The organism is Arthrobacter sp. StoSoilA2 (genome assembly GCF_019977195.1).
Taxonomy (GTDB): Bacteria; Actinomycetota; Actinomycetes; order Actinomycetales; family Micrococcaceae; genus Arthrobacter.
Genome location: NZ_AP024643.1, coordinates 4,125,574 through 4,148,914 on the forward strand (window position 1 = coordinate 4,125,574; position 23,341 = coordinate 4,148,914).

25 protein-coding genes are annotated in these 23,341 nt (G+C 61.1%); 8 read left to right on the plus strand and 17 right to left on the minus strand.

Annotated elements, in window-relative coordinates; genetic code table 11:
- Nucleotides 1–126 precede the first annotated feature (126 nt).
- The gene (locus LDN82_RS18725) at nt 127–963 is read left to right on the plus strand and encodes an alpha/beta hydrolase (RefSeq protein WP_224165376.1); all 837 of its coding nucleotides are present in this window, start codon (nt 127–129) and stop codon (nt 961–963) included.
- A gap of 6 nt (nt 964–969) precedes the next feature.
- Here LDN82_RS18725 and LDN82_RS18730 read toward each other — a convergent pair whose 3' ends face one another.
- The 9 genes from LDN82_RS18730 to LDN82_RS18770 form a co-directional block, all read right to left on the minus strand.
- Nucleotides 970–2,499 (minus strand): CYTH and CHAD domain-containing protein, encoded by a 1,530-nt coding sequence (locus tag LDN82_RS18730; protein WP_224165377.1) that lies wholly within the window; start codon nt 2,497–2,499, stop codon nt 970–972.
- 95 nt (nt 2,500–2,594) lie between these two features.
- The gene (locus LDN82_RS18735) at nt 2,595–3,080 is read right to left on the minus strand and encodes an SRPBCC family protein (RefSeq protein ID WP_224088953.1); all 486 of its coding nucleotides are present in this window, start codon (nt 3,078–3,080) and stop codon (nt 2,595–2,597) included.
- A gap of 158 nt (nt 3,081–3,238) precedes the next feature.
- Nucleotides 3,239–3,610 carry a hypothetical protein gene (locus LDN82_RS18740; protein WP_224165378.1) on the minus strand — a complete coding sequence of 124 codons (372 nt, stop codon included), beginning with the start codon at nt 3,608–3,610 and terminating at the stop codon, nt 3,239–3,241.
- A 126-nt stretch (nt 3,611–3,736) separates the two neighbouring features.
- A complete protein-coding gene (locus LDN82_RS18745; RefSeq protein WP_224165379.1) occupies nt 3,737–4,072 on the minus strand; it encodes a PRC-barrel domain-containing protein in 336 nt (111 codons plus the stop codon).
- On the minus strand, nt 4,059–4,487 hold the full coding sequence (locus tag LDN82_RS18750) for a hypothetical protein (protein WP_224165380.1): 429 nt from the start codon (nt 4,485–4,487) through the stop codon (nt 4,059–4,061). Before LDN82_RS18750 ends, LDN82_RS18745 begins: the two co-directional genes overlap by 14 nt.
- The gene (locus tag LDN82_RS18755) at nt 4,484–5,713 is read right to left on the minus strand and encodes an Nramp family divalent metal transporter (RefSeq protein WP_224088961.1); all 1,230 of its coding nucleotides are present in this window, start codon (nt 5,711–5,713) and stop codon (nt 4,484–4,486) included. Before LDN82_RS18755 ends, LDN82_RS18750 begins: the two co-directional genes overlap by 4 nt.
- A complete protein-coding gene (locus LDN82_RS18760) occupies nt 5,710–6,246 on the minus strand; it encodes a hypothetical protein (protein ID WP_224165381.1) in 537 nt (178 codons plus the stop codon). The genes LDN82_RS18755 and LDN82_RS18760 overlap by 4 nt, the downstream gene beginning before the upstream one ends.
- 552 nt (nt 6,247–6,798) lie before the next feature.
- Nucleotides 6,799–6,957, minus strand: coding sequence for a hypothetical protein (locus LDN82_RS18765; protein WP_216926527.1), 159 nt, complete (start codon nt 6,955–6,957; stop codon nt 6,799–6,801).
- A 230-nt stretch (nt 6,958–7,187) separates the two neighbouring features.
- Nucleotides 7,188–7,628, minus strand: a complete 441-nt coding sequence (locus LDN82_RS18770) for an IclR family transcriptional regulator C-terminal domain-containing protein (RefSeq protein ID WP_224165382.1) — start codon at nt 7,626–7,628, stop codon at nt 7,188–7,190.
- A 108-nt stretch (nt 7,629–7,736) separates the two neighbouring features.
- On the opposite strand from LDN82_RS18770, the gene LDN82_RS18775 reads away from it, so the two are divergent.
- The 7 genes from LDN82_RS18775 (at nt 7,737) to ggt (ending at nt 16,600) form a co-directional block, all read left to right on the plus strand.
- Complete coding sequence (locus tag LDN82_RS18775) at nt 7,737–8,318, plus strand: AAA family ATPase (RefSeq protein WP_224165383.1); 582 nt, start codon at nt 7,737–7,739, stop codon at nt 8,316–8,318.
- Nucleotides 8,319–8,463: 145 nt separating this feature from the next.
- Nucleotides 8,464–9,360: a LysR family transcriptional regulator gene (locus tag LDN82_RS18780; RefSeq protein WP_224165384.1), complete on the plus strand. Its 897-nt coding sequence runs from the start codon at nt 8,464–8,466 to the stop codon at nt 9,358–9,360.
- Nucleotides 9,361–9,493: 133 nt separating this feature from the next.
- Nucleotides 9,494–10,591 (plus strand): tartrate dehydrogenase, encoded by a 1,098-nt coding sequence (locus LDN82_RS18785; RefSeq protein ID WP_224165385.1) that lies wholly within the window; start codon nt 9,494–9,496, stop codon nt 10,589–10,591.
- A gap of 99 nt (nt 10,592–10,690) precedes the next feature.
- Nucleotides 10,691–12,154, plus strand: a complete 1,464-nt coding sequence (gene dctA / locus LDN82_RS18790; protein ID WP_224165386.1) for a C4-dicarboxylate transporter DctA — start codon at nt 10,691–10,693, stop codon at nt 12,152–12,154.
- A 1-nt stretch (nt 12,155) separates the two neighbouring features.
- A complete protein-coding gene (locus tag LDN82_RS18795; RefSeq protein WP_224165387.1) occupies nt 12,156–13,355 on the plus strand; it encodes a glycerate kinase in 1,200 nt (399 codons plus the stop codon).
- Nucleotides 13,356–13,444: 89 nt separating this feature from the next.
- Nucleotides 13,445–14,533 carry a type I restriction endonuclease gene (locus tag LDN82_RS18800; protein ID WP_224165388.1) on the plus strand — a complete coding sequence of 363 codons (1,089 nt, stop codon included), beginning with the start codon at nt 13,445–13,447 and terminating at the stop codon, nt 14,531–14,533.
- 225 nt (nt 14,534–14,758) lie between these two features.
- Nucleotides 14,759–16,600, plus strand: coding sequence for a gamma-glutamyltransferase (ggt, locus tag LDN82_RS18805; protein ID WP_224165389.1), 1,842 nt, complete (start codon nt 14,759–14,761; stop codon nt 16,598–16,600).
- 12 nt (nt 16,601–16,612) lie between these two features.
- On the opposite strand, the gene LDN82_RS18810 is transcribed toward ggt, so the two are convergent.
- From LDN82_RS18810 to mpaM, 8 genes are read right to left on the minus strand one after another with little or no spacing between them, the layout of a single operon-like run.
- Nucleotides 16,613–17,227, minus strand: a complete 615-nt coding sequence (locus tag LDN82_RS18810) for an NUDIX hydrolase (protein WP_224165390.1) — start codon at nt 17,225–17,227, stop codon at nt 16,613–16,615.
- Nucleotides 17,224–17,409, minus strand: coding sequence for a hypothetical protein (locus tag LDN82_RS18815; RefSeq protein ID WP_224165391.1), 186 nt, complete (start codon nt 17,407–17,409; stop codon nt 17,224–17,226). The genes LDN82_RS18810 and LDN82_RS18815 overlap by 4 nt, the downstream gene beginning before the upstream one ends.
- Nucleotides 17,410–17,437: 28 nt before the next feature.
- Complete coding sequence (locus LDN82_RS18820; protein ID WP_224165392.1) at nt 17,438–18,127, minus strand: hypothetical protein; 690 nt, start codon at nt 18,125–18,127, stop codon at nt 17,438–17,440.
- On the minus strand, nt 18,128–18,877 hold the full coding sequence (locus LDN82_RS18825) for a hypothetical protein (RefSeq protein WP_224165393.1): 750 nt from the start codon (nt 18,875–18,877) through the stop codon (nt 18,128–18,130). It lies immediately after the preceding gene.
- Nucleotides 18,874–19,584 carry an ATP-binding cassette domain-containing protein gene (locus LDN82_RS18830; RefSeq protein ID WP_224165394.1) on the minus strand — a complete coding sequence of 237 codons (711 nt, stop codon included), beginning with the start codon at nt 19,582–19,584 and terminating at the stop codon, nt 18,874–18,876. Before LDN82_RS18830 ends, LDN82_RS18825 begins: the two co-directional genes overlap by 4 nt.
- Nucleotides 19,581–21,260, minus strand: coding sequence for a daptide biosynthesis intramembrane metalloprotease (mpaP, locus tag LDN82_RS18835; protein ID WP_346347101.1), 1,680 nt, complete (start codon nt 21,258–21,260; stop codon nt 19,581–19,583). The genes LDN82_RS18830 and mpaP overlap by 4 nt, the downstream gene beginning before the upstream one ends.
- A complete protein-coding gene (locus LDN82_RS18840) occupies nt 21,257–22,489 on the minus strand; it encodes a YcaO-like family protein (protein ID WP_224165396.1) in 1,233 nt (410 codons plus the stop codon). The genes mpaP and LDN82_RS18840 overlap by 4 nt, the downstream gene beginning before the upstream one ends.
- A complete protein-coding gene (gene mpaM, locus LDN82_RS18845; protein WP_224165397.1) occupies nt 22,486–23,304 on the minus strand; it encodes a daptide-type RiPP biosynthesis methyltransferase in 819 nt (272 codons plus the stop codon). The genes LDN82_RS18840 and mpaM overlap by 4 nt, the downstream gene beginning before the upstream one ends.
- Nucleotides 23,305–23,341 lie beyond the last annotated feature (37 nt).

Here is a 23,341-nt window from a genome sequence, read left to right on the forward strand (position 1 = left end):
ACGGCAACCAGTGTCCGTGGATGGTGGTGGTGGGAACACCACCCTCACCGCTTTGGGCGTGTCTCTCCCAGCCCGGACAGTAGGCTGGGAACGTTCGTGTAGATCCGCATCGAAGGGACTTGGGTTTTGGCTTACATCACCGTCGGAAACGAAAACAGCACCGGGATCGAGCTTTATTACGAGGACCATGGGACGGGCCAGCCAGTGGTCCTTATCCACGGCTACCCGCTGGATGGTTCATCGTGGGAGAAGCAAACTGCTGCCCTGCTGGATGCCGGCTACCGCGTTATCACCTATGACCGCCGGGGTTTCGGTAAGTCGAGCAAGCCCACGGTGGGCTACGACTATGACACCTTTGCCGCGGACCTGAAGACCCTCCTGGAAACCCTGGACCTGAACGATGCCGTGTTGGTTGGTTTCTCCATGGGCACCGGCGAGGTTGCACGCTACATCAGCACCTATGGCTCCGCCCGGGTGGCAAAGGCTGTATTCCTCGCATCGTTGGAACCATTCCTCCTGAAGACCGATGACAACCCGGACGGTGTTCCCCAGGATGTCTTCGATGGCCTGTCCCAGGCCGTGAAGGCCGACCGGTACGCCTTCTTCACCGACTTCTTCAAGGACTTCTACAACAGCGATGCCTTCCTGGGGACAGAGCGGCTCAGCCAGGAATCCGTGGACGCCAGCTGGAACCTTGCCAGCCAGTCGGGCGCCTTTGCTTCCGTAGCCGCCCAGCCCACGTGGCTGACTGACTTCCGGGCGGACATCCCCAAGATCGATGTTCCAGCGCTGATCGTCCACGGCACCGCGGACAACATCCTTCCCATCGACGTCACCGGGCGGCGCTTCAAGAAGGCACTGCCCAGCGCCGATTACCAGGAGATCGAGGGTGCTCCCCACGGTCTGTTGTGGACGCACGGCGCCGAGATCAACGAGGCCTTGCTGGCGTTCCTGAAGAAGTAGCAACTCCTACTTTTTGAGGCGGAGCTTCCTGGCTTTCCTGCCGCTATGCAGGTACTCCTGCTGCGCGGCATCGGCCTTTGCGCGTTCTGCGGCATGGAGCAGACCGTAGGTGAAAGCGCTGTTACTGGCACCGGAGGCAGACCCCAGCTTCAAAAGCTCGGCACGGGCCATGGCGCTGTCCTGGTGTTCACCCAAAATGGTCTGGACATCATGGGCAGCTTCCGCGAGCTTTGCGGCGCGCTTCCCGTGGACACTTTCAGCGGTGGCCGCGGCAAAGCGCAGCTTCTTGGCAGTCTTGCGGACGTTGTGAAACGCAGAGTCACGTGAGGGCCCGACGGCGGCACCCACCGCTGCGTCGTGGCGTTTGGCGAGGCGTTTGCCCGCTTTGTTAACGAGCTTGGCTGTGATCTTGCGTGCCGGCCCGGTTCCTTGCCGCGCAATTGCGGGAGAGTCCAGGAACGCTTCGAGCCCATCCAGGAGCCGGAAATAGCGGGGACTGTTGAGCCGGGTCCTGATTGCTGCCATCGCCGTGTCCCTCCGAACGTTCATCCGTTCATCCAGTTCAGCGTGGAGAGGACCCAAGACCATCTTCATTGGCAGTTCCTCCACATCCTTTCGGAGCCGCTCATGAAGGACCTCTACATCCCGGTAGCGTCCAAGAGTCCGAGCCAACGATTTCAGCTCAAGCTCAAGTTCCTGAACCGGGGAACCCTTGAAAAGCTTGCGGTAACTGTGGAGCACCGAACGGATCCGGCGGGTCAGTGAGCGCATCTTATGGACGGAATCGTCACGGTTCATCCGCACATGCGCGTCCTGCAGGAGCAACTTTGCCACTTGGGCGTCGAGGTAGTTCAGGACAGGCACCACGGCCGGTCCCTTGCCGCTGGGGACCTCGCGGCCGGACCCCTTTGCACGCGGCCAGGAATCTCCCAGGGCTGTTGCCAGTTTGGACGTGCGTTCGCTGGGGCTTGCCCCGGCGCCAGTGAGCTGGCTTGCCACGGCATCCAAAATGTCGTCGCCGTTGTCCGCGGGCACGCTGCCGTTGAGTTCCACTTCCCATTCGCGCCATTGTTGTTCATGGGCATTCCCCAGCGACACACGTGCCCGCACGTGGTCATCCACGAACTCCGCAACCCGGCCGCCGTCGTCCTTGTAGAGGGGGTAGTTGGTGCGTTCGGTGTTGAGTGTGGCGATTGCCATGACTGCGTGTCCGCGCGTGTAGGCAAGGATCCGATCCATGAGTTCGACTGGCACGGTATCGGCCTGGCCCAACGGTGCATGGATTTCGGTGCGACGTCCGGGGCTGTGGGGAAGCTTGAGGTGCCAACCGGCGTCGGGGCCTCCTGTCCTGCGCCGCAACGTGATTCCACGGGCCGCAAGCGCGAGGTCATTCGTGTCGAAATAGACCGCCTCCAGGCTATGGGTGACTGGCTCTCCCACGCGGGCAACGCCGTCGATCCTGTCAAGCGTGGGAAGCGGCGTGGAAGGATCGACGTCGAACTTCCGCTCTGCCTCTACGTTGCTGGACGTAGCCATCACTTCTCCTCACTGGAGCCTGCTCTTCGTAGCACCCATGGAGGCCGGCCCGTTCGCTGGCCGACCTCCACCGGTATGGGGCTTACACGAACCCTTTAAACCAATGCTCCTCCGCCTTCGTCCACATCACCACCGGATACTGTGCCACGCCAGGCTCCGGTCTCATGGCCTTGGGCCTCGATGAACTTCTTGAACTTGTCCAGGTCCGCGCCCACGCGCAAACTGTCGGCTCCCACTGCCGAGCCGGCCTTTTCCGCGAGGGTGTCCGGCTCCCATTCGATCTCTACATTGACGCGTGTGTGCCCCGCGTCCAACGGTTCAAACGTCACGGTTCCCGCATTGCGCGGGCCGTCCACGCTCGCCCAGCTGACCAATGCATCAGGCACCTGCTCGATGATCTGGGCGTTGTATTCGCGCTTCACGCCGCCCACGTTCGTTGCGAAGTGGAGGGCTGTGTCGTCGATCTGCTGCACGGACTCCACGCCATTCATGAACTCAGGAAAAGTCTCGAACTGCGTCCACTGGTTGTAGGCAACGGACACGGGTACATCTACTTCAACTGACTTATTGACGGTAGCCATAAGGTGTCGCTCCTTCGATGTGTCTTCTTGTAGTGCGTTGTATGTACTGCGCTCTAAAGTGCCGGACTCTTTTGAGCCGGGCAGTGCCGGCGGCGCGCCAGCCGGCTGGCTGCATAACCGGTGGCGCGCCTGTCTTATGGGCGCGCCGGGGTTACGGCCTAACCTGCGTCGAAGTTCTCTTCGTCGTCGTCCTTGGGTGACTGGTCCCGGGGCAGATCATTGCCGCTGCCATCGGCCAGGGAGTCTGTAGGCTGGTCCAGATTCTGCTCGGCCTGGGACTGTTCGTCGATGCCACCGAAGCGGCCTGCACCAGGTTCGCCTGCGCTGTCCGAGTCCTCAGGATCCAAATGGCTGAGGTTTGGTGCGCCGGTTGCGTGTGTTTCGCCATCAGGGCTGTCCTCGCTCAGGCCGGCTTCGCTGAGGTCCTCTTCCACGCGGGGCTGCGCCTGCGATCCGCCCGCTTCCTGCTCTGCTGTGGGGGTGCCGTAGCCTCCCGCTTCCTCTTCAGGCGTGGCGTTCTGCTTGTCCATGTGACCTGTCCTTTCCGTGCGGTGGAACGTGTTAATGGAACACTTCGAACCTATAAGGACGGTTGGCGACGTGTCCATGCTTTGAAGAAATTAGTCAGCAAACTTAGCAATTTCATGCTTGAGGCGCTATCGTGGCAGCCCCGATTCATAAGCCACGAAGTCCGGACGAAGCACCACCTCCCGTGAACCCATCATCGCGACGTCCTCCCACAGCACCAGAAACGATCCCCGATGCCACCAACGCAGGAGCTGCGCCACTGGCCACGGCTGCGTCATACCTTGCCGTTCATACCCAAGGAAAGACGACGCCGTCCGTGGACTCACAATGATGCCCACCACGCGGGTTTGGCTCAGGAGCTGGGTAGGCGCCGAATCCAGGGCGAAGCGGACGTCTGAAACCTCTCCCAGCCGGTCACCACTGCTATCCACCACCTCGCTGCCCAGCATGTCAGTCAGGATCATGGCTACCTCCCGGGATCCGCCCGATCACATGGGTCCGAAGCCACCGCTCCACCCACGAGGCGTCGAGTGAGTCCGAACGCACCCCAACCGAGATGACGGTGTCGACGCCGGACACGACGTCCCATGGAATGCGGATCAACCTGTTCGACGGCGGCCTGCCGCCGAAGATCCGCGTGCCCAGTACCGGACCTGTCAGCAATGCCGTAATGCTCGGCGGTGCAGCACCTTCGGGAATGGGCTCGTCAGGTGCGGGACCACTCAACTCGAGGTCGTCGACCGTGGTGACGGGTACGCCGTCGACGTCCAACACCTGCCGGTCCAGCAAGTGCAGTTGCGCGTCCAGGACCAACCCTGCCGGACGCGGCGCAGGCCTGATTTCATTCGGCTGGATCTTCCTGCGTTTGGCGGTACTCATGCGCCTGCTCCGGTAATGATCATGAGTGGAATGGCGGCCAATGACGCGGCCAGGATGATCACCAAATAGACCAACCCGGCGATGTTCACGGCCCTGTTGTTGACGTGCTCGCCCATGTATTGGGGATCGTTCGCGACAATCAGGATCGGTAAATAGGTGAGAGGCAGCGCGATCGCGGAGAACACCACGGAGTATTCAGTGACCAGGATGGGGTCTACGCCAGTGGCGAGGACAGCGGCACCCGCCAGAAGGACCACGATCATGGACATATGGAACCTGGCAGCCTGCGCCGGGCGCCGGAACTTTCCCCATGACCATCCAAAGAACTGCGCCAACGTGTAGCCGCTGGACAGCGTAGTCTCCAGCGCCGCACCGAATGTGGCGGCCACAAGGCCCACAATCAGCACGGCCAAGGCAAGTTGGCCTCCGGCCAGGGCAACGGGCAAAGCCACTTGCGAAAGCGTGGTGACGCTGATTCCCGCAGGCAGGAGAACGACGGCGGCGCACGCGGCGATTGCCACGGAAAGGAACCCGCCCAGCGGGAACCCGAGCAGAACGTTCATTCGGGCCTGGAGCAGATCCTTGACCTTCCACCGTTCCTCCACGGCGCCCGAGGAGAAGAAGAAGACCTCGTAGGGGGTCATGGCAGCTCCGAAGAGAGCGATGGCAAAGTACCAATACACGCCAGCGCCTTCCTCCTGAGGCACCGACGGCGTGAACGCTTGGGTGGCCAGGACCCCCCAATCGGGCTTGAGCAGGAAAAGCGCCACTGCAAAGACCACCAAGGAGAGTCCCAGGAGACCAGTGACGTTCTCCATGATTTTGAACTTCACGCGCCAAATCACCAGCCAGACGGCCAGCAGCGCGACAGGGACCCAGAGCAGGTAGGCCACGCCGCTGGCCAACTGCAGGGCCAAAGCGATGCCGCCGATCTCGGCGGTGACCGTCATCAGGTTGATCAGGAAGGAAGCGCCAAGGTTGGCCAGTCCGGCGCGCGGTCCCATGCGTTCGCGAATCACCTCGAACGTAGCGCGGCCGGATACGGCTGCCACCCGTCCTGACATGTTGGCAAAAAGGCAGATTCCGACGACGCCGACCACCACCACCCACGCCAGGGAAAGTCCAAAGCGGGAGCCTACTACGGCGTTGGTCACCAAATCCCCGATGTCAACGAAGCCCCCGATTGCCGTCAGGATGCCCAGTGCAACGCCGAGGAGCCGCTTCACTGGATGCCGGCCTTGGTCATGAGGGCTTTGAGCTGGTCCGTTGCACTGCGCAGTTCGGCCAGGACTTGGGGCAGGCCATTCTCGCCTGAACCCGATTGCCCCTGTTCGGGGCCGCTGGGTTGCGGGCCACTGGGTTGCGGGCTACCGGCAGGAGCCGTCAACGCGTCGCGTGCATGCAGCAAGGCGCGCGAGACTGTGGCGAAGGATGCCAACATGTCATCACGGAGCGACTTTTCCTCCTCCGTGGGAGCGGTGAAACCTTCAACTTCATCGGTTGCGGACTCGACCTCGCCCAACATGTCATCCGCAGCAGTAGAGCCGGCAGCCGCCGTCGTGCTGTTCTTGATCCTGATTTCCACCGCCAGGGTAGTGGCCTGGACGGCAGAGAAGACGTCCTTGGCTGGTCCCTTAAGCGCCTCCGGGGAAGGACGTTGTGAGCATGCCGTCAACGCTCCGGCGAGTACCGCCAGAGCCAGAAGAATCGTCGTCAGGCGCTTGCCGTACCGGCTCACGATGGCTGCGGAACCTGGCAACCGGCTTGTGGATCCATGCCTGTGTAATTAAGGGGCCCGGCCACAATATTCAGGGCGATGGTCGCAAACTGCGAACACTGCGCGGGTGGGGCGTTGTAATAGCCGCGTTGGCCGGCCGCTATTGCTCCAATGACGAGCCACACAACTACGAACAGCCCAATAATTGAACCGATTCGCATTTCTTCCCCAATCGATAAACGGAATTACTGCCCGGCTATTAGTACTGGCTGGGTGACCAAAGGGCGCGGTCGGGCCCGGGATCCCTTCCCTGGCCGCGACCGCAAAACCCATGTCAATCCGAAGGATTGGTTTCGGTAGTCAAACCGCGATCGTCTGCGGTCCGCTCATCTTTTTCTTCTGCCGGCCCGGGTGGATTCGCTGATTCATTTCCCCCGGCATCGGCGGCATCTTCCGAACCTTCCCCGGATGCGTCGCCAACAGGTACCTGATCGCTGGAGTCGGGCGCCCCAAGATCGCGCGGGATCGGATGACCTGGCGTCGTGATCCCATCGTGCACCTGACTGAAGCCGGCAACTTCGGTTGGATCAGTTGTCATACGCGCGACCGGCCCCGGCCGAGAACCCAGCCAATGAGCGCCAGGACCAGCAAGATAATTCCTACCCACAGCAGGAAACTCAGGGCCTGGTTAAAACCGCCAACAAGCAGCAGCACGATCGCAATGACGCCGGCAATCACCAATAGTGTGTTCATCTAAGCTACGCATCCCTTCAAACAAATTTGTCCAGTTAGGAAGGCGTCCGCTGGGACTCCAATTGGAGCTCCACCCCAAAGCAACGGGCACCGAACGGAGAAATGTTCTCTCCTTATTCCGTACTTACCCCAAATGACAACAGTTCAAACAGAACCGCCGCCCTCGAAGCACGTGCACAGCATCATGATAGGCGCGCATTGTGTTCCGGCGAAGTATTTCAACAGGAAACTTAGTACCTCTTCGCCGAAAAAGCTCCAAGTGCCTGGCTGATCTCCCGCGCAGTACCCGCGGCGGCCTCTCCGTATTCCTGATACTTGGCAGGCACGATCCTGCTTGACGGTCCGGAAATGGAGATTGATCCTGCCGCCACACCGCCTGGACCCAACAAGGGAACCCCGATTGAGGTGATTCCCGTACTGAGGCCCTGCTCATTGATGGAGTATCCGCGTGCACGGGTTTCCGCGATCATGGCCCGGAGCTGCGCCGGGTCCACCACCGTTTGCGGCGTTAAGGCTTCAAGGGGCGCGGCCAGATAGTCATCCACGATTTCGTCCTCAGCAGCGGACAAATAGGCAATTCCGGTGGAGGACGCGTGCATCGGCAAGCGGGATCCCAGCGGCAGGAAAGCCCGCAGGACATGGGGCGTGTCGAGGCGTTCGATGATGAGCATGTACCCGGCCCTTTGGGTGAACAGTCCTTGGCTGGGAAGTGATCTATGCCTCAATCAGGGCACACCACTGGCCTCCCCTCCGTTGGAAGAGAGACGACGGGAGGCCCCATGCTCATTGTTCTGACAGGAATAGACGGCTCAGGAAAGACGACGGCGGCCCGCGCCTTGGTGGACTCGGCTCGCGCTGAGGGGCACAACGCGCTGCTGCTTAGCAACCATGCTGCACGCAGACGGATGTCGCTCGTTGCGGAGCGATTTGGGTGGAAGTTGCCGCCACGCGGTGCCGATTTTGTACAGACGTGCATCCGCGTGGTCAACGTCCTTGTTTCGCATGCCCGAGCCCTGCGGTTCAACGGCTTGGTGGTCATGGACAGGCACCTGCACTGCCAACTGGCCCTGCGCCTCGCGGCTGGATTGAGGCGTGGCTGGTTCCTCCCGTGGCTGCAGGAAAAGCTCCCGGCCCCGGACGTGGTAGTCCACTTCGAGGTTGACCCGCGGCGTGCCCACCAACGGATCATGGCGCGCGGTACCGATCACGAAGAGTTGGCAGACCTGGAAGCGTTCCGAACTGCTTACCGCTCCCTGCCCGAGTTCGACGACTTCATGCGGGTTGACGCCAACGGAACGCCGGAGGACACGCTCGCCCAGCTGAACCAGGTGATCGCCGGGAAGGAAACCGTCCGGGTTTGAACCCAACTGAGTCGCAGATAACGCCGTTTTGAGGGCTGAAAACGGCGTTATCTGCTACTCAGTTGGGTTCCGTTTGAAGGGATATTGATAGGCATAAACTATCAATGCCCTGAAACCTTCGCCTACGCCCAAAGGACCCCACACCGTGGATACGCGAAAACTTAAGTACTTCCTCGCCGTCGTGGATCACGACGGGTTCAACCGCGCAGCCGAGCATCTTCTGATCGCCCAACCGTCACTGTCCCAAACCATTGCGAGCCTTGAGAAAGAGCTCGGCGTTCCGCTCTTCCATCGAATCGGCCGGCGCGCAGTCCTGAGCGAAGCCGGCAAGGAACTCGTTGGACCGGCCCGCTTGGTGATGCGGGACCTCGACGCGGCCCAGTCAGCCGTCCAATCTTTGCGGGGTATGCGCAGCGGCCGGCTGGACATCATCACGATGCCTTCGCCAGGCATCGAACCTCTGACCTCGATGATCGCCGCCTTCACCAAGCTCCATCCCTGGGTCCGGCTGAACGTAGGCGCTGCTTTCACTCCTGAAGAAGTGATCGAATCCGTCCGTAGCGGAAGCAGCGAGATCGGTTTGGCCGGCTCGCCGACCCAAATTAAGGTGCCCGGCGTCGAAGTCCTGGAGCTTGAACGCCAGCCCCTGATCTTGATCGTCAATCCACAAGCGGACACGTTTGCGCCCAAAGACACTGCCATCCAGCGCGGGGACCTCGGCGGCCATCGGCTCATCGCCAGCCAGCGCGGATCCCTGATGCGCTGGCTGGTGGACGATGCTTTGGCGCACGGTGTGGAGGTGGAGATCGTGGTGGAAGTCGCGCACAGGACGTCCATCCTTCCGCTGGTCCTGGCAGGGGTCGGCCACGCTGTGATGCCGTCGTCGTGGGCACCCACCGCACACAAAGCGGGGCTGAGGACACTGTTGATCGAGCCTGTCAATTATCTGGATGTCGCAGTGCTGAGCCGGAAGGAAAATCTCACGCCTGCTGCCAGAGCGTTCCTGTACGTTGCCCGCAGCCACGGTGACGAAGAGAACTGATAGGCCCTACCTATCAGCCGTATCGAAACTAAGTCTTGGACGCCAACTACCCCTCAAACGTCTACTTGAAGAGGAAGAACAGTGTGACCCCCATAACAGGCTCACTGCTAACAAACTCAACGAGGAGGTAGGCATGAGCGCCACCCAGAAATTCACCATCGCATCGATTCCCGCTGACGGCGTGGGCAAGGAAGTTGTCTCCGCTGGCCGTCGCGTGCTGGACGCACTCGCCGAGAACTCCGACGGCAAGTTCGCCTTCGAATGGACCGAATTCCCGTGGGGTTGCGGCTACTACGAAAAGACCGGGCAGATGATGGATCCAAAGGGCCTTGAAGCTCTCAAGGACTTCGACGCCATCTACTTCGGAGCCGTTGGTTGGGAAAACGTCCCGGACCACATCAGCCTCTGGGGCCTGCGCCTGAACATCACCCAGAACTTTGACCAGTGGGCCAACATCCGCCCGGTCAAGTTCCTCCCCGGAATCCAGTCCCCGCTCCGCAAGGCTGACGATACCGAGCTGGACTGGATCGTCGTCCGCGAAAACAGCGAGGGCGAATACGCCGGCCTCGGCGGACGCAACTTGAGCGGCCGCGGTCCCGGCAATGAGGTCGCCCTCCAGACCGCGCTCTTCACCGAAAAAGGCTGCGAACGCATCATGCGTTTCGCCTTCGATCTCGCCAGGACCCGCACGGTGAAGAAGGTTTCCTCGGTGACCAAGTCCAACGCCCAGCAGTACGGCATGGTCCTCTGGGACGAAACCTTCCAGCGTGTCGCCTTGGACTACCCGGATGTGCAGACCGAGAGCGTGCTGGTTGATGCGATGAGCGCCAAGTTCATCCTCAAGCCGGAGGACCTGTCCGTAGTGGTTGCCTCCAACCTGAACGCCGACATCCTCTCGGACCTCGGCTCCGCCATTGCCGGCAGCCTTGGCCTGGCCGCGAGCGCCAATCTGAACCCGGAGCGCCGCTTCCCGTCCATGTTCGAGCCGGTCCACGGTTCCGCACCAGACATTGCGGGCCAAGGCATCAGCAACCCGATCGGTGCCATCGCCAGTGCCGCCCTCATGTTGGACCACTTCGGCCTGCACGAGGAAGCCCGCCGCGTGGAGGCAGCGATCGAACAGGCCACCGGTTCCGGTCACCTGACCCGCGACGTCGGCGGCGACGCCACCACGGACGATGTCACCGAGGCCATTATCTCGGCCCTCGTCAGCACTCTCGCGGCTGTCTGACCCAACAGAGTGAACGTTCGACGGCGGCCGCCTGGCCGCCGTCGTAATTCCCCACATCCTTCAGCTTCTCCAGAGACATTCCACAATGAGGTAGGAATCATGGAACACATCACCACCGCCGGCGCAGCGGCCACATGCAGGAAAGCGCCAAACAAGACCCGTTGGTACCGGCAGTTGTACTTTTGGGTGCTCACCGCGATCGTGGTCGGCATCGTTCTGGGCTGGCTCGCCCCGACCGCCGGCATCGCCATGGAACCCATCGGCACCACGTTCGTGAACGCGATGAAGATGCTCATTGGCCCCATCGTGTTCCTGACCATCGTGGGCGGAATCGCCAGTGTCGCCGACCTCAAGAAGGTGGGGATGACGGGTCTGAAAGCCCTCACCTACTTCCAGATCGGCACTATTTGCGCCATGGTCTTCGGCCTTGTGGCCATCAACGTTTTCCGTCTGGGTGACGGAGTCAACGCAGACGCCAGCACTATCAAGACCTCCGACTCGGCTGCGAAACTGATCGACGCCGGACAGCACCAGGAGTGGTGGCAGTTCCTGACGCACATCATTCCCAACAGCATCGCCGGCCCGTTCGTTGAGGGCGACATCCTGCAGATCATCTTCATTGCTGTGGTGTTCGGCATCGCCCTGAACGCCATGGGCAAGGTTGGCGCACCTGTGCTGGACGGCGTCCAACGGCTCACCGGCGTGATGTTCAAGATCCTGGGCTTCATCATGAAGGCCGCTCCGCTGGGTGCGTTCGGCGCCATGGCCTTCGCAGTTGGCAAGTACGGTGTCTCGTCGCTGACCAGCATGGGCGGATTGATTGCGCTGTTCTACGGCACCTCCATACTGTTCGTGATTGTTGTGCTCGGCTCCATCATGGCCATGCTGCGGCTGAACATCTTCACCATGATCCGGCACCTCAAAGAGGAATACATGCTCATCCTGGGCACCTCTACCGCTGAGCCTGCTCTCCCCGGCCTGATGCGCAAGCTCGAGCATGCCGGAGTGAAGAAGGAGACTGTTGGCCTGGTTGTTCCCACCGGTTACAGCTTCAACCTGGACGGCGCCGCCATCTACCTTTCGCTCGCTGCCCTGTACATCGCACAAGCCACCAACACGGATCTGACCATTGGCCAGCAGCTCGGCCTGCTCGCCGTGATGCTCCTGACTTCCAAGGGTGCGGCAGGCGTCGCCGGAGGCGGTTTCATTGCCCTCACCGCCACGCTCACCACGCTCGGCACCATCCCCGCGGCCGGGATCATGCTGATCTTCGGAATCGACAAATTCATGTCCGAGTGCCGTGCCCTGGTCAACTTCACCGGCAACGCCGTGGCCACCCTGGTCATCGCCCGCTGGGACCGCACACTGGACACCGACCGCGCCCGTCGCGTCTTTGCGGGCGAGACCGTGGAACCGATGCCAGCTGATGATGCCGTGGTGGTCCCTGTGGAGGACGAGACAGACCCCCTTGAGGCACCCAAGCACTCAGCCGCCGTCGTACCGTCACCTCCTGTACCCGCCGCCTCCGCCGACCGCCGTCCCGCCTACTCGGAATCCATTTGACATGACCAACACCACCGCCCCGAAGACCGTGCTCATCGCCCCTGACAAGTTCAAAGGCAGCCTCACCGCCGGCGAGGTTGCGGAAGCCCTGGCAGCGGGCCTCGGTGCCGCCCACGGCACATCCGGGGCGATCCACTGCGAGATCCTTCCACTCGCGGACGGAGGTGACGGCAGCGTTGATGCCGCCGTCGCCTCCGGCTTCGGCCGTTACAACTGCACGGTTGCCGGCCCCACGGGCCGGCCCGTCCAGGCAGACATCGCGTTCGACGGCGTCACGGCAGTTGTGGAGGTCGCGAACACGTGCGGTTTGGCCGTACTGCCTCAAGGTGACTTGGCGCCGATGGAGTCTTCGAGCCGTGGTTTCGGCGAAGCCGTGCTGTTTGCCTTGGGCCTTCGGCCCGCACGTTTGGTGCTGGCCCTTGGCGGCAGTTCCAGTACCGATGGCGGCATGGGCATGCTCGCAGCGCTGGGTCTTCGGTTCCTGGATTCGTCCGGGCTTTCCCTGTCAGGCAACGGGCATTCACTCTCACTGGTGCATTCGGTGTCCGGATCGTTGGTCCCGGAACTGGCGGACGTGGAACTCATCCTCGCCACCGACGTCCACAACCCACTTTGCGGTCCCGACGGCTCGCCCGCCGTTTTCGGGCCGCAGAAGGGCTGTTCGCTCACTGATGTTTCAGCGCTCGACGCCGGTCTGACGCACTTCGTTTCGGTGCTCGCCGGTTCTGGCGCTGGTTCTGCGGTGGGTTCCTGGTCAGGCCGCGAGTCGCAGGCTGGGATCGCGTCCTTGGCAGAGCAGCCCGGTGCCGGCAGTGCCGGCGGGATCGGGTTCGCCTGCCTCCTGCTGGGTGCCCGCCAGGTTTCAGGCGCGGACTACTTCCTGGACCTTCTGGACTTCGATGCCCGCAGGGAGAATTGCGATCTTGTGATCACCGGCGAAGGCAGCATCGATGAGCAGACGCTCGCAGGGAAGCTGCCCGCCGCCGTCGCCCGCCGTTCCGGCACCCGGCCCATCATCGCCGTCGCCGGCCGCTCGCTGCTGCCGCAAGAGCGGTGGTCCGAGATGTCCTTGTCCTGCGTATATGCGCTGGCTGACTACACAACCTTGGACTCCGCGAAGGATCCTTTGCTTTCAGCGGAGCTGCTGCAACAGATCGGCAGGGAAATTGGCAAAAGTGTCCTGGAGGCGTTGGTGGCCTGAATGGGGGGCCAGAGTCTCATTGCACAGTTTTGTCGCAAGCCTCGGATAGTGTGGGCTCACTAATCGTTCCTGAGACCATGGGGGTCAAATTGGAGTTTGCAGAGCGACTTGCTGCGTTGGCAGCCAAAGTGCGGCAGCAACGGGGGGTCATTGAGACCGAAGAGGCCACGAAAAACGCGTTCGTAATGCCATTTATCTCCTCGATTTTGGGCTATGACGTCTTCAATCCGTTGGAAGTCGTTCCCGAATTCACAGCAGATGTCGGTGTGAAGAAGGGCGAAAAGGTCGATTACGCCATTGTGAAAGATGGCGAGATCCAGATTCTGATTGAGTGCAAGAAGTCAATCGAACCGGTGAAGATCGAGCACGCATCACAACTCTTCCGCTATTTTGCAGTTACGAACGCCAGGATCGCGATCCTCACTAACGGTGAGATATACCAGTTCTTCACCGACCTTGATGCGCCCAACCGCATGGATGCCAAGCCGTTCCTGGTCCTGGACCTGAACGACATCGACGAAACTCTGCTCCCCGAACTTCAGAAGCTCTCGAAGGACGTCTTCGATCTTGACTCCATCATTAGCGCCGCCGGTGAACTGAAGTACATCGGGGAACTGAAGAGGACTCTTGCAGCACAATTCCGGGAACCTGAAGACGAATGGGTCAAGTTCCTCACTACACGCGTCTACACAGGACCATATACACAGCGTGTTCGCGAGCAATTCACCATGTTGGTGGGGAAAGCAACAAAGCAATTCCTAAACGATCAAGTCAACGAGAGACTCAAGAAAGCTCTCGGCGCCCAAGCCTACACCGCAAACGATGATGTCGCCGCTGCTGCTGTCTCCAGCAAGCCGGTCGCTGAGGCGGATCTTATAGAAGCCGACGCCATTGAGACGACACTCGAAGAAATCGAGGGTTACCAAATCGTGCGGGCCATTGTGTGCAGCGAAGTGAAACCCACACGTGTCGTGCAACGGGATGCCAAGTCATACTTTGCCGTTCTCCTCGACGACAACAACCGCAAGCCGATCGCTCGGCTTCACTTCAATCGAAGCCAGAAGTACCTCGGGCTCTTCGACGCGAACAAAGAAGAAACGCGTGTACCGATTAGCTCGCTGGAGGAGATCTACGACCACGCGGAGGCACTCCGCGGGAGTGTGAAGAGCTACCTCTAAGTTTCTACTGCCCAAGGGATTAGGCCGCAGGGCCCGGTTAGAGAAAATCAGTCCGAGCCATGAGGCGAGCGGGCTGATCGTGGATAGGCAACAGGCACCCGGGCCCCTAGCCCTTCCTTACCCTTTCCATGCCCGGAATTACAACCGTTGAATCTCCCCAAAGCCCCGGATAGGGTGGCCGGACCGTCCAACCACATCATCGTCTGGGAAAAATCTGGGAGAACCATGACACATGTGAGACGCCAACTGGCTGCGGTCACTGCAGCCCTGGCCCTGAGCGTGACTAGCGGAGCGGTGGCGGGTCCTGCCTTCGCCGATCCTCGCGAAACTGACAAAAACCCCACTGCCACCGGGTACGGCGGCGCGGTAAGCACGGTGGATCCGGAGGCTTCAGCAGCCGCTATCGAAGTCCTTCGCAAAGGTGGTAACGCAGCCGACGCCGCAGTCGCTGCGGCCGCCACTCTTGGTGTAACAGAACCGTATAGCGCCGGCATTGGAGGCGGCGGCTATTTCGTGTTCTACGACGCCAAGACCAAGAAAGTCAGCACCATTGATGGCCGCGAAACGGCGCCGGCAACTATGCCGAACGATGCTTTCATCGATCCCGCCACCGTCAAGCCCTATCTCTTTACGACCAAGAGGCCCGAACTGCCAACCAGCGGCGTCTCTGTCGGCGTCCCCGGTACCCCTGCCACGTGGGAACGCGCACTTGAGCGTTGGGGAACTTTGGACTTGGGCGAGGCACTAAAGCCGGCAATCAAGGTAGCCAACCGAGGGTTCGTGGTAGACGAGACGTTCCGGAACCAGACTCTGGACAACAAGTTCCGTTTCAACACCTTCACCTCCACCCAGGACCTTTTCCTCCCCGGTGGCGACGCTCCCGCCGTCGGGAGTATCTTCAAGAACCCCGAACTGGCCGAGACCTACCGCCTGCTGGCAAAGCAAGGCACCAGCGCTTTCTACACGGGTCCGCTCGCAGAAGAAATTGTCTCCGCAGTAAAAGCACCGCCGAAATCCGGCGAGACTGACCTGCCCGTACCGGTCGGGTTCATGACAACGGACGATCTCGCCGGGTACAAGGCTCTCGACCAGGATCCAACGCACGTGGAGTACCGCGGCTATGACGTCTATGGAATGGCGCCATCCAGCAGCGGTGGAACCACTGTTGGCGAGTCGCTGAACATCCTGGAAAACTTCGAGCTCAAGGACATGCAGCCGGTGGACGCGCTGCACCACTATTTCGAGGCCAGCTCGCTGGCGTTCGCCGACCGTGGCGCTTATGTGGGCGATCCGGCCTTCGTTGATGTTCCCACTGATGTCCTCACAGACCCGATTTTCGGGAAGGAACGCGCCTGCGAGATTGATCCGACTGTTGCAGCTCCCAAGCCGGTTACCCCGGGAGACATAACAACGTACGACGGCGCGTGCCCGGCCGCGGCTGCACCGCTCGCCGACGAGACGGACACCGAGAACATTTCCACCACCAACCTGACTGTCGCCGACAAATGGGGAAACGTGGTGGAGTACACCCTGACCATTGAGCAAACAGGTGGATCCGGAATCGTCGTCCCGGGCCGCGGATTCCTCTTGAACAACGAGTTGACTGACTTCAGCGCCGAATACAAAGCGACTGATCCCAACAGGATCCAGCCAGGCAAACGTCCCCGTTCTTCGATGTCGCCCACCATCATCCTGCAAGACGGCAACCCGTTCCTGGCCCTCGGTTCGCCGGGCGGATCTACCATCATCACCACCGTGCTGCAGACCATCCTTAACCGCATTGACCTGGGGATGGATATCTCCGAGGCAATCGCCGCTCCGCGGGCTGCTCCTCGAAACGGTCTCACCGTGAGTTCCGAGCCGGCGTTCATTGATGCTTACGGCCCCGCGCTGGAATCGTTGGGCCATGATCTGGTCCCGGCCGGTGATGCTTTCACCTCGGCGGCCGAAATAGGCGCAGCTACGGCGATTGAGTTCGGCGAAGGCGGAAAGCTCACGGCTGCAGCTGAGCCGACGCGTCGTGGAGGTGGATCGGCGATGGTTTTGAAGCCAAGCAGCGGGCCGTGATTGATGTACGTATTAGCTAGGAAACAGGCCTCGGACTGTCGCCTGAAGCTTGTCCAATGCAGGGCTCCGTTGGTTGCCGGCAGGTTGGGTGCTGGCAGCGAACTTCATGAGTCCGCGGCAGGCAAGTCCCGCGTCTGTTAACTCACCGCTCAACAGGAAGTCCATCAGCTCGTCACTTGGCAATAGCCGAACGAAGCCCGCCTCGGACGCGTCCCACAAGGGGTCGCTGCCGGGGCGGGCTTCTGCTGCGATGACGAGGTGTTTGCGCCTGGTTGAGTTGGCGGACCACCACTCGGATCCTGCGTAGTAGATAGCCGACGAGCGATAGCCCGTTTCCTCCGCCAACTCGCGTCGGGCCGCATCTACCGGAGTTTCATTCTCGTTCAAGTAGCCCCCGGGCAGTTCAAGCAAGGTCTTCCCTGGGCCGACGCGGAACTGCTCAAACAGCACCACCTCGGTTCCGCCCTCCGTGAACGCGAGAACCGCGGCGGAGTCCGGGCTGGCAATCACGTCCCAGGTTGAAACTGAGCCGTCAGCTTCCAGGTACGTGTCCTGGTTGATGGTGACAAAACCTTTGTACGCCCGCGTAGTCCAGAGTTTTCGCCACAATTCGTCCAAATTGCTCACTCTTGGCGGTTGGTCTTGAGTTCCCGGCAGAATCTCCACAACATCACCAACGAAGCCGCCGCGATGATGATTCCGGAAATAAGGGACCAAACAGATTCGCTGCTGCTTGAGAGGAAAATATAGACGGCGTAAGAGGCCATGGTGAGGGCGAGAAGAAGCCATACCAGCGGTTTACGATTCACAATGAGTTCCTTGATTTCTTGATGGTTATCAGGCCAAGTCACGCTTGGAGAACACGTCGCAGGCTGCCCCCAAGACGATTAACAGCCATGCAAGAGCCCCGGAGAAAGACCCCGACGGCGGTATGTGGACTGCCGCTTGATTCGCCCAGTCGGCAGCTTGGAACGGAAAGAGGTACGCCCCGGCATTACCCAGGGGCAGGACCTGCGGAACCACCAGACTCAGCGGAACTGCGAAGAGGCTCACAAGATGGCTACGAATGAAGGACCCGATCGCGAATCCCCAAACGGATCCCATCGCCGCCATTCCAGCGAAGGCCAGCACCACCTGGGGGCTGACCTGCCATCCTTCTGAAAATAGTGCTCCGGACAAGCCGAAGGCGACGCCGACGATCACACCGCTCAGGAGTGCTGCAAGAACTGTTGACAGGGCTCGGGCAATAAATGCCGGGATCCTTTGGAACAACAGGACCCTGCGGGTAAGGCACCCCGCCCGGAAGTCGGCCGTGAACGAGCAGGAGCCCATCACGCCCGCACCCGTGAGCATGAGCGACAGGCCTGCCTCTCGGAGAGGTCCTTCGGGAGAAGGACCACCCGTGGTGGGTTCCAGATTGGCTGCCACCAGGAGCGTGCCCAATAGTCCGATAACCAGCACGGACGCAATCCCGGAGCCTTTCCACAGCCACGGCCGGCGAAGATCGGCAAGAAGCACGGGCATCATCTAGAACTCCTTTCTCTGGAGCACCGCGACGAGGCAGGCGCCGGCTGCGAGTAGCCACGCCAGCGACACCAGGAACGCGGAGCCTGGTGGAAGAAGGCCCTCAAAAGGCAGGGAGGCAATGCCCGCCAACGCGCCGGAGGGCAGCCAACGCCCTATTTCGGGCTCGTTGGCCACGACGGGCAGTTCGACGGCGAGCGGTATCAACATGGTGACGATCGTCGTCGCGTAGTAATGCCGAATAATCCAGCCCAGCGAGCAACCCCACAGGGAAGCAACAGCTGACGCGACCACGACGCCGGGCAGGGCCCGCCAGGACTCTGGCGTGAAGAGTTCTACGCGCAATTCCGGTGTCAGGGTGAAAACGACGCTGGCTCCCCAAGCCAGAATTCCCGCCGCCAGGGTGCCAAGGCCAACTACGAGCGCAGCAGCGTACTTGACCGCCACAAGCTGCACTGACTCGGACATCACTAGGCTGTGTCGGAGCGTCCCGTAGTAGGACTCGCGTGTCACCAGGTAGCTCCCGGCAAACGTGGTCACGATCGCAATGCTGGTGGCCAGAGCCCAAAACGCTTGAATATTTTCCGTCGCGGACAGCTGATCTGCACTATCCGGCCAGCCCAGGAAGTTGGCCACGAACCAGGGCACCAAGGCGCTGAAGGCCAGGATGCCCAGAATCGAATAGCCGCTGAAGTACCTCAGTAGCTCTGCGCGTAGTCCACAGGCCCAGTTGGAGTGGGGACGCCCCGTCACCGGGCACCCTCCAGGATCTTGAAATACGCCGATTCGAGGCTGCCGCCACCAAGAACCTTCGCTTCCTCAAGGGTCCCGTGGAACAACGTCCGCTGCTTCAGGATGACGACGTCGTGGACCACTTGTTCGAGCTCCAATAGCTGGTGGCTTGAAACCAAGGCACTCCCGCCGGATTCGGCGAACCCGTGGAGAAAGCCGCGCAGCCACTGGATGCCTTCCGGGTCCAGACCGTTGGCAGGCTCGTCGAGGACAAGCAGCCGGGGGTTTCCGATGATCGCGGATGCAATCCCAAGCCGTTGTTTCATGCCCAGCGAGTAGTCGCGGACCTTCCTGTCCGCGTGGGCTGCAAGATCCACCTGGTCCAGGACCCGCTCAACGTTTTCCCTGCCCACCCCTGCTGCCAACCGGCAGATCTGCAGATGGCGGCGCCCCGTTAATCCGGGCTCCACTTCCATCCCGTCCAAGTTCACTCCAACCTTGGTGGCCGGCCTCTTGAGCGAGCGATAGTCCATTCCGAAGACCGTTGCACGACCCGACGTCGCCTTCACCAGGCCTGTCAGCCCGGCGAGCGCCGTACTCTTTCCGGCACCGTTGGGGCCGATCAATCCCACAACCCGCCCGGCCGGCACATTGAACGTCAGATCGTCGACGGCAAGCCGTTGGCCTCTTCGCTTGCTGAATCCCTCGAAGCTGGCGTGGATTGTCATGAGGGCCCTTTCGTGGAGTCGTCGGGTTCGGGTTGTATGGGCCATAACGGCGAATGTGAAATGGCTTGCCAGAGCCACTCCGCCACATTTGTTTGGCGTCTGCTGATTACTTCCGCCCGCCCCGATGCAGGGAGGGTGGCGCTTCCTTCCAACTGGCCGACGTACGCCAACACGGGCAGGGTGGTGTCTGCGAGCGCTATCGGGACGACGGTGTCCACCGGTGCCATGGTTGACGACGGCGGGTGGTCGCCAATGATGGCCCGGCCGAGGTTTTGATGGATGATCATTCCCTGCGATTGCAAGGTGACGCTGTCGCCCGGTTCCAGCGATTGATCGGCAGCTTGGTTGGAAGTCACGATGAGCAGCTGACCATTCGCATAGGTGTAGCCCGCAATGGTCACAGGACGTACAGGGATTACGACGAGAAGCGTCCCGATGGCAAGAATTCCCAGGAGCATGATGAGGGCACGCCTCCACACTGGGCTGCCATTCTGCGCGGCCATGCGGAAAAACTGAATCAAGCTTCTGCAAGCCACCACGATGAGCAGGCAAAGGACGGCAAACACCACAATGTGCCCGGCGTAGCCGAGCTGCAGGAAAATCGGCACGATGCGTTGGAAGCCAATGACCATGAAGCCGACACCTGCAATGGAGCTCGCCAACCCGAACCAGGGAAGCAAACCATTACCGCGAAAGGTGGCGCGCGCTCCAAGAAACCTTGAGCAAAGGACGTCGGCCAATGCCTTTATGGATTTCCGGCGAAGGTGGGGAATGTCCACTGCGGACATCAAAGCAACGTAGCCGTCCAGCTTGATGAACGGGAAGAGATTCAAAATGGCGACGGCCCAACAAATGACCCCATACAGCAGCGCCGCATCTTTTACCGACGATGCCGGTAGGAAAGCCTGCGCCGCCACCGCAATGCTCCCTAAGCCAAGATGCACCAAGGGCCCGGCCAGGGCAGTCACAACCCGCTGCTTCCGGGAGCTCAACCGCCAGCCATCGGTTACGTCGCAGAAGAATGCCGGAGATAGGTAGAACAACATGATGCCAATTCGTCGAGGCGTACCGCCAAAGTAGCTGAGGGCCATTCCATGGCCGAGTTCATGCAGCAACGTGGAGGCCACCATCGCACCTGCAACATTGACGTATACATCAAGGGCCAGTGGGCGTGCCAAGACCCGCCAAATGTCCGGCCCAGCTGCCAGGGCGCCGAGGATGCCGCCTATGAGGAGCAAGGCAAGGGGCAACGCAGCTATTGGCCGCGCCATGGCAGCAACAACAGGCCGGAATATCGTCAGGAGCGGCGCCGGATTGAACAAGGTGAACTGCACCGTTAACGGTGCCCGGAACTTGACCCTGCGTTCCCTTGGCGGGTGCGCACCGCCGTCGAAGATGCCGGTGTGCGTCAGCTGGCGAACGATTCCCATGACGTCGGCGGCAGTCCAAGGAGGCCCAAGGCGTTGGGCAACCTGGGCAGGATTTTTCTCGCCGTCAATTGTCCTGAGCACAGCAGCTACATCTGCTGAAACGCGAGCTTTTGGCACACTGTTCATGGCAACAATCCAAGGACCGCCATCGCGTAACGGTTGATCAATGGAGGCCGTTGCGGCCAGCTGTACCGGCCACTGAGCTGGTACCGGAACCTTGGGTCCGGACATGTATGGCCTTCTCATATCAGTGGGTGCGGTGTTGTGGACGAGCCGGATGGGTCACCGACAGATCCTGGGGGCATACGAACCAGTCCTTTGGTTTCATCCATCGTCAGGGGAACCGCGCCTGGGCAAATCGCCTTGCCGGCTGCCCAGCCGAGCTCCTGAATGGCCGCTGGGAGGCGGTGGGTGAGGCTGACCCAGTGCGACTGAATGTCACGCCTCGCCAAGTACTTCACCAGGGCATCGACGTTCGGTACGTGTTTGACCGGCGGAAAGTGGGCGGGCCTGAAGGTTCGAACCCACAAATGCAATTCAGCCAGGGCTTGACCGGTGGTCCAGAAGTCAGCACGGGATTCGTCGTCTGTCACCTGCGATGATGAAACTGTTGAGGGCGTGCGCGCCAGGAAGAGTTCGCGGATCTGCAGGCCTTCCTGGAGGGCTCCCGCCAGTGCGACGACGGGATCGGCTGCTGCCTTGAGGCCAACGGCACCGAAGTGCCCGGGCTCCCGCTGACCGGTGATGACGCAGACCGCTACATGCAAGGGACTTTCATTGTGCGGGACAAACGCGAGGGTGGGCTCAATGCCAGCAGCGCGTGCAGCCGCCACGAGCCGCAGGAAACTCCGTGTCCCGGGCGCGTCGAGCACGGCTGCCGGCATCGCCCCAGACACAAACTTGTTGAGCGGAATCCTCTGGCGCCATGCGGAAAGGAAGGCATCCCGCTCAACGACTTCGCCGATGCCGGATACTTGCGCAAAGCGGTCTGACGGCCCGGAAGCTGCGCCGTTCGGCGAAGGGTCAAAAAAGCGGCTCCAAGGTTCGGGAGACGTGGAGGCGCCGGCGCTGTAGTCCACCACGGCAGCTGGCACGTGCGATTCCTGGCCCGTCAGCAAATCCGTCGCCCGGTACCACGGGAAGTCGAAGGCGAGAGCAGATGCGCGGCCCAACCCTGCCGTGACGAAATCGATGCGCTTGTCCGTTCCGACGCTCCCGGCAAGAAGATGTTCGACGTCAGCCGCCCCGGGCACCAACGCGAAACGCTCAACGGCCTCGCCAGCGCCCCGCGTCATGGAGGACCGCTTCTTCACGTCAAAAGCTCCGACGGCGGTTGCGAACCCTTTCCCATCCGGGCGCCCATTTGCCAGCGAAGCTACGGTACGCCAGAGCCCAACATCGTTGGGCAGGTAGACCGTCGCCTCGGAAACCAGCCCGAACGAAGGATCAAGGGTACGTACAGGATCGATGCTCATTTGCCACACACCCACAACTCGATGTCGTTCAGGCCCGGCACCGGGGTGGCGATGCGGACCGGCCGCCGCTCGAGGATAGTGAGACCTTCTGCCCGCATTTCCTCCTCGATGAGGCTGTTACTGACGAAAGCGATGTCGCTCGAATATGCGGACGATCGGTACGTACCCTCTTCATTGAAGCCAACATGGATCATGGTCACGTGTCTGGCCCCGTTCATCGGATCACGACTTTCCACGGTGATGAGGAATGCGTCCTCGCCCAGCGCCGAAACTGTCGTGCCGCCGTCGTGTCCTTCCGAGGCCTGGTGACTGTCTGCGTTGAGTAGTGTCAAGAGGAAGCGGCCGCCGGGCGTCAAGCAGTCACGGACGCGGCCGAACAACTCCCTCCTGCCATGAGGATCCAGGAGCGTGATGGAACTGGCGCCGAGAACGACGCAACCGTAGCCGCCGTCGACCTCAAATCGGGACATGTCCGCTTCGACCAATTCCACCGCCACCCCGCGGGGATTGAACGCCGTGGTTGCGATCCTTTCCGCGAGTATTGCGAGCATTTCCGGCGAAGAATCGACGGCGGTCAGCGGACGTCCCAAGGCGAGGAGCGGCCGGGTGATCCGGCCTGATCCCGCAGCCAATTCCAGAATGGGGCCGGTGGTTTTTCGTGCCGCAGCCAGGATCTCGGGAAGTTCAGTCAGGTCGCCAGCAGTGATCTGATCGTAAAGGCGTGACCCTGAAACACTGTACAAATCCTCGGGTGGATCCATGTGGCCAAGGACGCGAAGGATGGCATCGGCGGACTTGTCGGGTGGGGTATTCATCAGCTCGTGTTCTCCGGGAGTTGGTTGGTGTCCGGTT

Bases quoted from the DNA above. Each gene is read 5' to 3' on its own strand.
- LDN82_RS18730 (WP_224165377.1), bottom strand. From the start codon at position 2,499: ATGGCTACGTCCAGCAACGTAGAGGCAGAGCGGAAGTTCGACGTCGAT.
- LDN82_RS18735 (WP_224088953.1), bottom strand. From the start codon at position 3,080: ATGGCTACCGTCAATAAGTCAGTTGAAGTAGATGTACCCGTGTCCGTT.
- LDN82_RS18740 (WP_224165378.1), bottom strand. From the start codon at position 3,610: ATGGACAAGCAGAACGCCACGCCTGAAGAGGAAGCGGGAGGCTACGGC.
- LDN82_RS18745 (WP_224165379.1), bottom strand. From the start codon at position 4,072: ATGATCCTGACTGACATGCTGGGCAGCGAGGTGGTGGATAGCAGTGGT.
- LDN82_RS18750 (WP_224165380.1), bottom strand. From the start codon at position 4,487: ATGAGTACCGCCAAACGCAGGAAGATCCAGCCGAATGAAATCAGGCCT.
- LDN82_RS18765 (WP_216926527.1), bottom strand. From the start codon at position 6,957: ATGAACACACTATTGGTGATTGCCGGCGTCATTGCGATCGTGCTGCTG.
- LDN82_RS18770 (WP_224165382.1), bottom strand. From the start codon at position 7,628: ATGCTCATCATCGAACGCCTCGACACGCCCCATGTCCTGCGGGCTTTC.
- LDN82_RS18775 (WP_224165383.1), top strand. From the start codon at position 7,737: ATGCTCATTGTTCTGACAGGAATAGACGGCTCAGGAAAGACGACGGCG.
- LDN82_RS18785 (WP_224165385.1), top strand. From the start codon at position 9,494: ATGAGCGCCACCCAGAAATTCACCATCGCATCGATTCCCGCTGACGGC.
- dctA (WP_224165386.1), top strand. From the start codon at position 10,691: ATGGAACACATCACCACCGCCGGCGCAGCGGCCACATGCAGGAAAGCG.
- LDN82_RS18795 (WP_224165387.1), top strand. From the start codon at position 12,156: ATGACCAACACCACCGCCCCGAAGACCGTGCTCATCGCCCCTGACAAG.
- ggt (WP_224165389.1), top strand. From the start codon at position 14,759: ATGACACATGTGAGACGCCAACTGGCTGCGGTCACTGCAGCCCTGGCC.
- LDN82_RS18820 (WP_224165392.1), bottom strand. From the start codon at position 18,127: ATGATGCCCGTGCTTCTTGCCGATCTTCGCCGGCCGTGGCTGTGGAAA.
- LDN82_RS18830 (WP_224165394.1), bottom strand. From the start codon at position 19,584: ATGACAATCCACGCCAGCTTCGAGGGATTCAGCAAGCGAAGAGGCCAA.
- mpaP (WP_346347101.1), bottom strand. From the start codon at position 21,260: ATGAGAAGGCCATACATGTCCGGACCCAAGGTTCCGGTACCAGCTCAG.
- LDN82_RS18840 (WP_224165396.1), bottom strand. From the start codon at position 22,489: ATGAGCATCGATCCTGTACGTACCCTTGATCCTTCGTTCGGGCTGGTT.
- mpaM (WP_224165397.1), bottom strand. From the start codon at position 23,304: ATGAATACCCCACCCGACAAGTCCGCCGATGCCATCCTTCGCGTCCTT.